The organism is Porphyrobacter sp. GA68 (assembly GCF_022605525.1).
In the GTDB taxonomy this organism is placed as follows: domain Bacteria; phylum Pseudomonadota; class Alphaproteobacteria; order Sphingomonadales; family Sphingomonadaceae; genus Qipengyuania_B.
Genome location: NZ_JAKQYJ010000002.1, coordinates 14,341 through 24,926, shown reverse-complemented (window position 1 = coordinate 24,926; position 10,586 = coordinate 14,341). Strand labels below are relative to the sequence as shown.

Here is a 10,586-nt window from a genome sequence, read left to right as displayed (position 1 = left end):
CCTCCCGTCACGTCCAGTACAGGATACGGGCGTGCGGCAGATCATCGGCGATGCGCCGCTCGAAAAAGTCCTGCAAAACCCGCATCGTCGTGCTGTCGTAGACCACCTTCTCGGCTCCGAACCTGGTCCGCTTCAGCGCGCGCCCGGTGCCGCTCATGTCCAGCCCGGAAGACGGATACCAGCTTTCCAGCACCGCCTTTGACCCGGCGTTGAAGCGGTGCGTGATGAGCTCGATGGTGAGATCTGCGCCGGGCAAGTCAGCCAGCTGGGCACGCGCCTGCGCGATCAGTTCGGCATAAGCCGTTTGCCACCCATTGGCAGCGATGATGGGCGCAATGGTCAGACCGATCGGGTATCCGGCCTCGGCCATGCGTCGCAGCGCCTGCAAGCGCTGCGCAACCGGCGCGGTGCCGCCCTCGAAGCGGGCGTAAGCGGCTGGGTTGACAGACGCGCGCATGCGGGTGCGGCCATTGTGCGCAAGCTGCAGCAGCGGTTCCACGGCGGCGAACTTGGTAGTGAAGCGCAACTGCGCGTCAGCGTTCCATTCGCCGAACCAGCGGATCGCTGCCGACAATGATCCGGTCACTGCCTCTATCGAAAGGGGATCGGTATAGCAGGATGCCTCGAATGTGGTTCCCTCGTGCATTCGCGCCGCCGAACGCGACGTGACCAGGCCACGCCCCAGGTGGTCCCGCGCTTCTTCCAGAACCTGCTCGAGATTGGCGTACACGCGGGTGATCGGCGCACCCTTCAGCGATCCGGCGAGATAGCAATAGCTGCAGTGGGCCGGGCACCCCTGCGCCAGATCTATGCGCCAGTCCGCCGACGGCGCGATCGGTTGCAGGCGGCGCTTCGATGGCGGAGCCACTACCACCGCAAGCGTGTTCTTCGCCTCGACATAGGCGCGCCGTTCATCCGCCGACAGCGCAAGGTTCAGACGGTCGCCAGGCAGTTCCACCACCGCGATCCCCTGCCTTGCCGCTCGCTCGGCGATGGCGCGCCCATGGGCAAATCCCAGTGCCGAACGTGTGACAAGAACCCGGCGGGGCTGCCATTGCCTGACGCGGGAGGAGCTGAGCGATCGGGCGGTCACAAGCCGGTAACGGACCGGCGCGGCATAGGTTCACCTCTTGCAGTGCCGGGCGCAGGCGCGCCATGATGTGGCCACCCTCAGGAGTTGATGATCTGATGAGCGATCTTGTCCAACCCCCTCTTTCCGGTCGGCCGACCCACTGCACGCCAGAGCAGTATCAAGAACGCTACCGCCGTTCCTTGGAGGATCCGGATGGCTTCTGGCTTGACCAGGCGCGGCGGCTCGATTGGGTGAACGCACCGACAGTCGCGGGACAGTGGTGTTTTGATCCGGTGAACATCAGCTGGTATTCCGACGGCACGCTCAACCTGTGTCACAACGCCGTCGATCGCCATGTGGCAGCGGGGCGCGGCGGCAATCCTGCCTTGATCTTCGAACCCGACGACCCGGATGGGCAGCGGCGCACCCTCACCTATGCCGACCTGCTGCGGGAAACAATCCGCATGGCCAATGCGCTGAAAACGCTGGGCGTGCGGCGCGGCGACCGCGTGACGATCTACCTCCCCATGATCGTCGAGGGCGTGACCGCAATGCTGGCGTGCGCACGTCTGGGGGCAGTCCACTCGGTCGTGTTCGGAGGCTTCTCGGCCGAAGCGCTGGCCGGCCGCATCCGCGACTGCGGCAGCCGCTTTGTCATTACCGCAGATGGGGGGATGCGCGGTGGCAGGCCGGTACCGCTAAAGGCCAATGTCGATGCCGCGCTGGCGCTTACCGACGCGCCGGTCGACGGTGTGCTCGTCGTGCGTCACACGGGCGAGGCAGTGGCGATGACGGACAGCCGCGACCGTTGGCTGGCCGACCTCGCGTCCGATACCGCCTGCCCATGCGAGGTGATGGGAGCGGAAGATCCCTTGTTCATCCTCTACACCTCCGGCTCCACCGGCAAACCCAAGGGAGTGCTGCACACGACCGGCGGATACGGCGTGTGGACCGCCGCCACGTTTCACTACGTATTCGATTACTCCGCGAACGCAGTGTTCTGGTGCACCGCCGATATAGGCTGGGTGACGGGCCATTCCTATGTCACCTACGGGCCGCTGCTGAACGGGGCGACACAGGTGATCTTCGAAGGTGTGCCTGGCTGGCCCGATCCGGGCCGCATCTGGGACGTGGTCGACCGGCACCAGGTGAGCATCCTCTACACCGCACCAACGGCCATTCGGGCGCTGATGCGCGAGGGTGACGAACCGGTGCGTTCCCGCAGCCGCGCTTCGCTGCGCCTGCTCGGCACAGTTGGAGAACCGATCAACCCCGAAGCATGGCGCTGGTATCACGAGGTGGTTGGCGAGAAGCGCTGCCCGGTGGTCGACACGTGGTGGCAGACCGAAACAGGCGGCGTAATGATCACCACGCTGCCCGGCGCCCACGCCATGAAACCGGGGAGCGCTGGCCTCCCTTTCTTCGGCGTCGAGCCGCAACTGGTCGACCCGGAAGGGCGCGTAATGGACGGGCCAGGTCAGGGCAATCTCGTCGTCGCGCGATCCTGGCCTGGCCAGGCACGCACCGTCTGGGGCGATCACCAGCGCTTCGTCGACACCTACTTTTCGGCGTATCGGGGCAAGTATTTCACCGGCGACGGCTGCCGCCGCGACGCCGACGGCTACTACTGGATCACCGGCCGTGTAGACGACGTCATCAACGTGTCCGGCCACCGTCTGGGCACAGCGGAGGTGGAAAGCGCGCTGGTCCTTCACGCGGCCGTTGCGGAAGCCGCGGTGGTCGGCTTTCCGCACGACATCAAGGGTCAGGGCATCTACTGCTACGTCACCCTGGTCGTGGGACGGGAAGGGTCGGATGAGTTGATGGCTGACTTGCGCGCGCAGGTTCGCCGCGAAATCGGGCCGGTGGCGACGCCCGACGTGCTCCACTTCACCGATGCGCTTCCCAAGACGCGATCGGGCAAGATAATGCGCCGCATCCTGCGCAAGATTGCCGAAGGCGAAACGGAGGGCTTCGGCGATGTGTCCACGCTGGCCGACCCGGCGCTGATCGAGCGGCTGGTTGCGGGCCGCGCTGGTTGAAATCCACTCCGCAGGGGGCGCCCCGTTGCGTCCAGCTCGCAGGCTGCATGGGCGGTCAGAGAAGGAACGTGCGCGGTCCTGACCGCGCGGCGGCGCGAACAGTCTCAACCCGCATCCCTGATGACCCGCAAGAAAGCGTCGCCGAACGCTTCCAGCTTCCGGGCGCCCACCCCGGCGATCCGCTCCATGGCTTGCAAGCTCTCTGGCCGCGCCGCCGCCATGTCGCGCAGGACCGAATCGTGAAAAATTACATAGGGAGGAAGGCCTGCCTCCTCCGCCAGCTCGCGCCGCTTGCTGCGCAGCGCTTCGAACAGGGGGTCGCCGACTGGATTGCCCTTCTGCCTGCTGGGGCTTGCTTTGACACGCTTGGGCGGAAGGACGAGGCGCAGCTCCTCCTCCCCCTTCAACAGACCGCGCGCCGCCGGACCCAGCGCCAGACCGCCATGCTCCGTCGGGCGCAGCGCATCGCGCAGCAGCAGGGCGCGCCCGATCGGCTTTAGCAGCGCCGCCTCCTCTCCCGCTACGATGTTCCATACGGACAAACTTTCGTGGCCCCGCTGCAGGCTGCGTTCGGTCGACTGCCCGGCCAGTACCTGTTCGACGTAACCAGCACCAAACACCTGCCCCGTGCGGAACACCGCGGAAAGGTATTTGCGCGCGAGGGTGGTGCCGTCCACCGTTTCCGGCGGCCACAGACAATTGTCGCAATTACCGCACTTGGCTGGCGGCTCCTCCCCGAAATACCTTAGCAGCACTGCCCGCCGGCACTCCGCCGTCTCCACAAGGCCGCTCAGGGCGCTCAGCCGTTGCCGCTCCCCATCGCGGCGGGACGGATCGAGCTCTGAGAGGCGCTGCCGCGCGCGGCGAAAGTCGTCGGCACCCCAGAACAGGTGGGCCGCCGCCGGATCTCCGTCGCGGCCGGCGCGGCCGGTTTCCTGATAATATGCCTCAATGGATTTAGGCAGCCCCGCATGGGCAACAAAGCGCACGTCAGGCTTGTCGATCCCCATTCCGAACGCGACCGTTGCGACCATCACCATATCTTCGCTTTCCACGAAGGCGCCCTGATTGGCGGCGCGCACTTCCGGCGGCAAACCCGCATGATAGGGACGCACCGCTCGCCCGCCCTGCCCAAGCTGGGCCGCAAGCTTTTCTGCCCCGGCGCGGCTTTGCACATATACGATCCCGGAACCGGGATGATCGGCCAGCAAAGCAGCAATCTGCCGCGTGGGGTTCTGGCGCATGGTGATCGCGTAACGGATGTTCGGCCGATCGAACCCGGCGATGATCAGGCCATCGTCCGGGATGCCCAGTTGGTCTAGAATGTCCGCGCGCGTATGCGCGTCAGCGGTAGCCGTCAGTGCGAGGCGGGGCACGCCGGCGAACTGATCCAGCAACGGCCGCAGCAGGCGGTAATCCGGTCGGAAGTCGTGCCCCCACTCGCTTACGCAATGCGCTTCGTCGATGGCGAACAGCGCAAGCCGGGATTGTTCAAGCAGGCTACGGAACGACGCCTGCGAAGCCCGCTCAGGAGCGACATAAAGAAGGTCGAGCCTTCCGGCCCGAAATCTTTCCACCGTCTCCGCCTGATTTGTGTCGGCACTGGTCAGCGTAGCGGCTCTGATGCCGGCGGCCTGCACCGCGCGCAGTTGATCATGCATCAGCGCGATCAGCGGGCTGATGACGATGCAGGTACCCTCCAGCATCACCGAAGGGAGCTGATAGGTCAGCGACTTGCCGGCCCCGGTTGGCATCACGGCAAGCGTCCTCTGCCCCGCAAGCACACGGGCAACAACATCGGCCTGTCTGCCGCGAAAGTCCGCAAAACCGAAGGTAGTGCGCAGCGCCTGGCGCGCCTGGTCTAGCATCCGTGCGGCCTAGCCGAAGTTCGCAATGTGACCAATCATGAAACAGCGCGTAAAACCGACGGCGGCACTTAAGCTATTGCGAATTACTCGCACTATCACTAGAGGGCCCCGGGAGTGCAAGGGAGCCGCCATGAAGCGCATGATGTTGTTGACCGCCGCCGGCCTGACGGTAGCGGCCCAGCCGGCCACCGCCGAAACGGCGGGCGATGAACAGGTCGCGCCGCCCCCGGACACCATCATTGTCACCGCCGCACGAACACAGCTTCCTGCCAGCGCGCTGCCGCTGACGGTTGACATCATCCAGGCGGAGGAACTCGACCGGCAGATTGCCATCGCCGGCTCGACAGTGGACGCGGTGTCGGCGTTGCTCCCGTCGTTCTCCCCCACGCGCGAGAAGCTATCGGGGGCTGGCGAATCGCTGCGCGGGCGGTCGCCGCTATACGCCATCAACGGCATACCTCAGTCGACGCCCGTTCGCGACGGATCGCGCGACGGATACACCATTGATCCGTTCTTCATCGACCGGGTGGAGGTAATCTACGGCTCCAACGCTCTGCAGGGTATCGGCGCAACCGGCGGTGTGGTGAACCAGGTGACGGTGGGCGCTCCGACAGGCGAAGGAGCCGCTGCGCGGGTGCTGCTGCGCGGCACCGCCCCCAACGGTCTTTCCGGTGAAGCACTCGGCGGCAAGCTGGGCAGCCTGATCGGCTGGCGCACAGGCGGGCTGGACGCCAGCATCGGCGCCACATTCGAGCGGCGCGGCGTCTTTCTGGACGGGCGCGGCCAGCGTATCGGAGTGGATGGCACACAAGGAGAGATACAGGACAGCGACAGCTGGTCTGTCTTTGCCCGCCTGGGCTATGACCTGTCTCCAACCACGCGACTGGAAGTGCTTGCGAACCATTTCGAACTGGAAGGCAACAACAACTATGTGCTGGTGCCCGGCAATCGCGCAGTCGGACTGCCGACCTCCAGCCGGCGCGGCCCTACTCCCGGTGATCCGGCCAGGAACAACGCGGACCTGCTTTCAGCTTCCCTGACCCAAAGCGACCTTGCTGGCGGCGTGTTTCAGTTGCAGGGGTTCTACAGCAGGACGCTGGACATATTCGGAGGCGGCATCTTCAGCACGTTTCAGGATCCAGCCATCGATCCCACCGGGCAGTTGTTCGACCAGTCCGCCAACAAATCCCGCAAGCTGGGCGGCAAGGTCAGCTATGAACGGGCCATACCCGGGCTGGATGGTCTCGTGGTGACCGGCGGGTTCGACGCGCTGTTTGATCGGACCGAACAGTTTCTGGTCCAGACCGGCCGCGCCTGGGTCCCGCAGACTGATTTCCGCAGCCTCGCTCCATTCGTTCAGGGAAATCTGGCGATCGCGGGTGGCTTGGTGCGCCTGGCAGGCGGCGTTCGGTATGAAAACGTGCGGTTGAACGTGGAGGATTACGACACCCTCGCCTTTTACGGCGCAAGCGATCCGCGCAACGTGGCGACCTACCGCCCGCTGAGGGTCGCAGGCGGGTCGCCGGCATTCAGCAGGCTGCTGCCAAACGGCGGCGTAATCGTCGAGCCAATGGAGGGGCTCCGCGCCTACGCCAGCTACGCCGAAGGGTTCACGATCGCGGATGTCGGCCGCATCCTTCGCGGCATCACCGAGCCGAATATCGACGTCGATACCTTTCTTTCGCTGGAACCGGTCATTTCCAACAACAGGGAGTTGGGGCTGGAATTCGACCGCGGTATCCTTGACGCCTCGCTGACGTATTTCTGGTCGTCGAGCGACCTTGGATCGCTGCTCGTCCTGGGGGCTGATGGCATCTTCAGCGTTGCCCGGCAGCCGATCGAGGTAGAGGGATTGGAAGGGTCCGTGGCCGTGGAGATGCCCTTCGCACCGGGCCTGGTGCTGAGTGCAGCTTACGCCGACCTGCGGGGCCGCACCGATGGCAACAACGATGGCCGTGTCGACGTCGACCTTGACGGCGCGAACATCTCGCCGGACCGGCTGAACGTCGCGCTGGATTACAGCAGCGGTCCTGTCACCCTCCGGCTCGCGTCGCGCAGCTATCTGTCGCGCAGCTTTACCGGCCAGCCCCCGGCAGCAGACTTCGCCGGGTACACCTTGTTTGACGCTTATGTTGCCTATCGAACGTTGCTGGGAGAATTTTCGCTGGCCGCGCAGAACCTCACCGACAAGTTCTACATCACCTATGACAGCGACACAGTGCGGGTCACGGACAACAACCGCTTCTTTGCCGGCCGCGGTCGCACGGTGACGGTCAGCTGGCAGGGCCAATTCTGATGATGCAAGGCATCGCACTCCTCCACCGCTGGACAGGCGGCATCGCCGGCCTGCTGCTGGCCATCATGGGCCTGTCCGGCGCTTTACTGGTGTGGAAGGACAGCTGGGTCAGCGTCGCCGGTGCGGAGACGCCCCTGCAATCGAGCACCGTCGACCTTGGACAGGCCGTCGAAGTCGCGACGAGCGGCGGCGATCTGTCCTACATCACCTTTGCCGACGAAAACTTCGGGTTGCATCAGGCCATCTACCGTGACGAAAGCGGCGCCTACGTCGATCAAAACGGGCACGTCGTCGAGCAGTGGGCGAGCCAGTGGGAACGCCCCGAACTTTGGGTGTTCGATCTTCATCATTACCTCTTTGCCGGCGATACCGGCGAGCTCGTGGTGGGTGGACTGGGCCTGCTGCTCTTGGGGTTTTCTATGACTGGCGCGGTTCTGTGGTGGCGCACCCGCAAGACGTTTCGGCTCCGCCTGCTGCCGCCCCGCATGACCCGTCCGGCCATTGTTCGGCAGCACCGCGACATCGGCATGATCGCCCTGCCGGTGCTGTTGCTGATCGGCGCGACAGGCGCGCTAATGGCTTTCAAGCCGCTCGCCGCGGTGGTGCTCTCGCCGCTCGGATCCCTGCCTCCTCGGCCAGAAGCTCCGCCGGTGACGGCAGTACCGCCTGCGCGGCCGGACTGGACGCGCGCACTGGCCAATGCGCAGTCTGCCTTTCCCGACGCGGCCGTACGGCGGCTGCAAATGCCGCGGGATCCGGCCAAAGCCGCAACCATCCGCCTGCGGCAGCCGTTTGAGTGGACGCCCAACGGCCGCACCTACGTTTACCTGGATCTCGCCACCGGTAACGTTGTCGGCACCGTCAACCCGGCGGTGCAAAACCGGGCACAGGCGGTTCAGGACACCTTTTATCCGCTTCATGCCGGAAAAGTCGGAGGAATAGTCTGGAAGCTGGCTCTGACCGCCGGCGGCCTCATCCTTGTCCTGCTCGGAACCCTGGCGGTGTGGAGCTTCTGGTTCGCGGACCGGAGGAAAGGCCCCGTCAAGCCGATCGGCACAGAGGCACCTCAGGGGTCTTGGGCGCAGCAACGCTGAGCGCGCCGCACAGGAAACGCAGGATCAGCAAGCCAGCCCCGTGTCGCAGCTGGAAGCTGCTGCGGCGTCAATGCGCTCAACCGCGGTCGAAGAAGTCAACCCGGCCGGTATCGAGATCGTAATAGGCACCCACTACCTTCAGCCTGCCCGCCCTTAGCGGCTCCTGCATCAACGGGTCTGTTTGCGTGCGCAGACGGGTGGCAACATCGCGCACATTTTGCCGGACCGCATTGTCGACCAGATCGCCGGGTTCTCCCCTGACCTTCAGGACCGACGGGATAATCGGCTGGATCATCGGTCCGATCGCCCCGGGAAATGTCGCATTCTCGGTCACGACTTGCGTTGCGGCGGCCACCGCTCCGCACCGTTCGTGACCCATCACCACGATCAGCGGCACGCCCAGGACTGCCACCGCATATTCAATGGAGCCGAGCGCCACCGTATCCACGGTGTTTCCGGCATTGCGGATGATGAAAAGCTCGCCAAGGCCGCGGCCGAACAGCACTTCCGGCGGCACCCGGCTGTCTGAACAGGTGACATAGGCGGCGAACGGCTCCTGCGTCTGCGCCAATGCCAGCCTCCGCTGGGCGCTCGACAATTCGCTGACCGCAGCTCCGCTAAGGAACCTTTCGTTGCCATCGATCAGCAATTGCAGCGCCTGATCGGGTGTCAGATCGCGGCCCGGCGGCGCTGTCGCAACGCCCTGTGTCGCGGCGCTCAGACCCGAACATCCACCCATCAAAGCCGCCGCACCAATCGCGCTCGCCCCGCCGATCAACTGTCTGCGTGTCGCCACGAGATCCCTCCTCCTGAGTGCCGCATCCTGCGGCTCAATCCTGGGTTGGCGCAACCCCTTTTGCTGCCAGTTCGGAATCGGGATGCTCTGCCGGCCAGCCGGGCTCAGGCTCTCCCTCTGTTTTCCACAGAGAGTATAGTACACCCCCGATTATCAGAGCGAAAGTCACCGACAAGCTGATCCACGCGGGGAACTTCTCCCCGCCAAGCAGGAAGTCGGTCACGAATATCTTCGAGCCAATGAACACCAGCACGGCGGCGAGTGCATACTTCAGGTAGTGGAAGCGGTGCACCATTGCAGCGAGCGCGAAATAGAGCGCCCGCAAGCCAAGTATGGCGAAGATGTTGGAGGTGTAGACAATGAACGTGTCGGTCGTGATGGCGAAAATGGCCGGCACGCTGTCCAGTGCGAAAACCAGATCGGCAAGGTTGATGACCACCAGCGCGAGCAGCAGCGGGGTTGCAGCGACAACCATTTTCCCCGTCCGTTCATGGGGCACCTTGACCAGGAAACGCTGCCCGTGAAGTTCCTCCGTCACGCGCATGTGCCGGCTTATCCAGCGGACAACCGGGTTCCCGCCGACATCCATCTGCTGATCGCCGGCGAAGAACATCTTGATGCCCGTGATGATCAGGAACGCGGCGAAGAGCCACAGCACCCAGTGCGCTTCAGCCAGGATCGCCGCCCCGCCTGCGATCATGATGCCACGCAGCACTATGACGGCCATGATGCCCCACAACAGGGCGCGGTACTGATATTTACGCGGAATGGCGAAATAGGTGAAAATCAGGCTGATCACGAACACGTTGTCGATCGACAACGCCTTTTCGATGAAGAAACCGGTATAGTACTGCATTCCGGCGGTCGCGCCGCGCTCTGCCCAGACCCATGCGCCGAACAGCAAGGCCACGGTGATATAGAACACCGACAGCTTCAGGCTTTCGGCGATGCCCAGCTCGCGATCTTCCTTGTGCAACACGCCCAGGTCGAAAGCGGTCAGCAAGATCACAATGGCGAGGAACGCGCCCCAGAACCAGACCGGCGTGCCAAGCCAGTTACCGGCAAGAAATTCAACCATGACTTAGTTCGCTTCTCGACTTGCTTCTTTAGTCCGGAAGCTTCGGATCATCCTTCGCCTGACGGAGCGGCGCCAAGGGAGCCACTGGGTTCGCCTATCCGGCCCGGCCCGAAACTACAGGAGCCGTCGGGGCCAGGCTGGAACACAACAGGTTGAAGGATAAGCCTAGCAACAGGCGGATTGGGAAGACGTTGGCTGCACACCCGATGTTTCCCGGAAACAATAGCAGCTTGTTCACTGCTGCGTAACTAAAATCTACAACCGCAGCACGGCTGGGCGAGCTTTACCCGAGGGCTGCCCGTCAACTCCATTTGGCGCGATCGACCCTTGCGCAAGTCTG

General features: G+C 64.2%; 7 protein-coding genes. 3 read left to right on the top strand and 4 right to left on the bottom strand.

Annotated elements, in window-relative coordinates:
- Positions 1–7: 7 nt before the first annotated feature.
- Positions 8–1,093 carry a radical SAM protein gene (locus LHJ54_RS07775; RefSeq protein ID WP_228243322.1) on the bottom strand — a complete coding sequence of 362 codons (1,086 nt, stop codon included), beginning with the start codon at positions 1,091–1,093 and terminating at the stop codon, positions 8–10.
- Between the two features lie 95 nt (positions 1,094–1,188).
- Between LHJ54_RS07775 and acs the strand changes: the two genes are divergently transcribed.
- The gene (gene acs / locus LHJ54_RS07770; protein ID WP_228243321.1) at positions 1,189–3,114 is read left to right on the top strand and encodes an acetate--CoA ligase; all 1,926 of its coding nucleotides are present in this window, start codon (positions 1,189–1,191) and stop codon (positions 3,112–3,114) included.
- A gap of 104 nt (positions 3,115–3,218) precedes the next feature.
- Here the strand turns inward: acs and recQ are convergent, their stop codons facing one another.
- Positions 3,219–4,982 (bottom strand): DNA helicase RecQ, encoded by a 1,764-nt coding sequence (gene recQ / locus LHJ54_RS07765; protein ID WP_228243320.1) that lies wholly within the window; start codon positions 4,980–4,982, stop codon positions 3,219–3,221.
- A 130-nt stretch (positions 4,983–5,112) separates the two neighbouring features.
- Here recQ and LHJ54_RS07760 point away from each other — a divergent pair, with 130 nt between their 5' ends.
- Positions 5,113–7,278 carry a TonB-dependent receptor gene (locus tag LHJ54_RS07760; protein ID WP_228243319.1) on the top strand — a complete coding sequence of 722 codons (2,166 nt, stop codon included), beginning with the start codon at positions 5,113–5,115 and terminating at the stop codon, positions 7,276–7,278.
- Positions 7,278–8,372 carry a PepSY domain-containing protein gene (locus LHJ54_RS07755; RefSeq protein WP_228243318.1) on the top strand — a complete coding sequence of 365 codons (1,095 nt, stop codon included), beginning with the start codon at positions 7,278–7,280 and terminating at the stop codon, positions 8,370–8,372. The genes LHJ54_RS07760 and LHJ54_RS07755 overlap by 1 nt, the downstream gene beginning before the upstream one ends.
- 76 nt (positions 8,373–8,448) lie before the next feature.
- Here the strand turns inward: LHJ54_RS07755 and LHJ54_RS07750 are convergent, their stop codons facing one another.
- Both LHJ54_RS07750 and LHJ54_RS07745 read right to left on the bottom strand, forming a co-directional pair.
- Entirely contained in the window at positions 8,449–9,168 is a 720-nt protein-coding gene (locus LHJ54_RS07750) for a carbonic anhydrase (RefSeq protein ID WP_228243317.1), read from the bottom strand.
- Positions 9,169–9,202: 34 nt separating this feature from the next.
- Positions 9,203–10,246: a TerC family protein gene (locus LHJ54_RS07745; protein ID WP_228243316.1), complete on the bottom strand. Its 1,044-nt coding sequence runs from the start codon at positions 10,244–10,246 to the stop codon at positions 9,203–9,205.
- Positions 10,247–10,586 lie beyond the last annotated feature (340 nt).

Excerpts from the sequence above, each read along its gene's own strand:
- LHJ54_RS07760 (WP_228243319.1), top strand. The coding sequence starts at position 5,113 with ATGAAGCGCATGATGTTGTTGACCGCCGCCGGCCTGACGGTAGCGGCC.
- LHJ54_RS07745 (WP_228243316.1), bottom strand. The coding sequence starts at position 10,246 with ATGGTTGAATTTCTTGCCGGTAACTGGCTTGGCACGCCGGTCTGGTTC.
- recQ (WP_228243320.1), bottom strand. The coding sequence starts at position 4,982 with ATGCTAGACCAGGCGCGCCAGGCGCTGCGCACTACCTTCGGTTTTGCG.
- acs (WP_228243321.1), top strand. The coding sequence starts at position 1,189 with ATGAGCGATCTTGTCCAACCCCCTCTTTCCGGTCGGCCGACCCACTGC.
- LHJ54_RS07755 (WP_228243318.1), top strand. The coding sequence starts at position 7,278 with ATGATGCAAGGCATCGCACTCCTCCACCGCTGGACAGGCGGCATCGCC.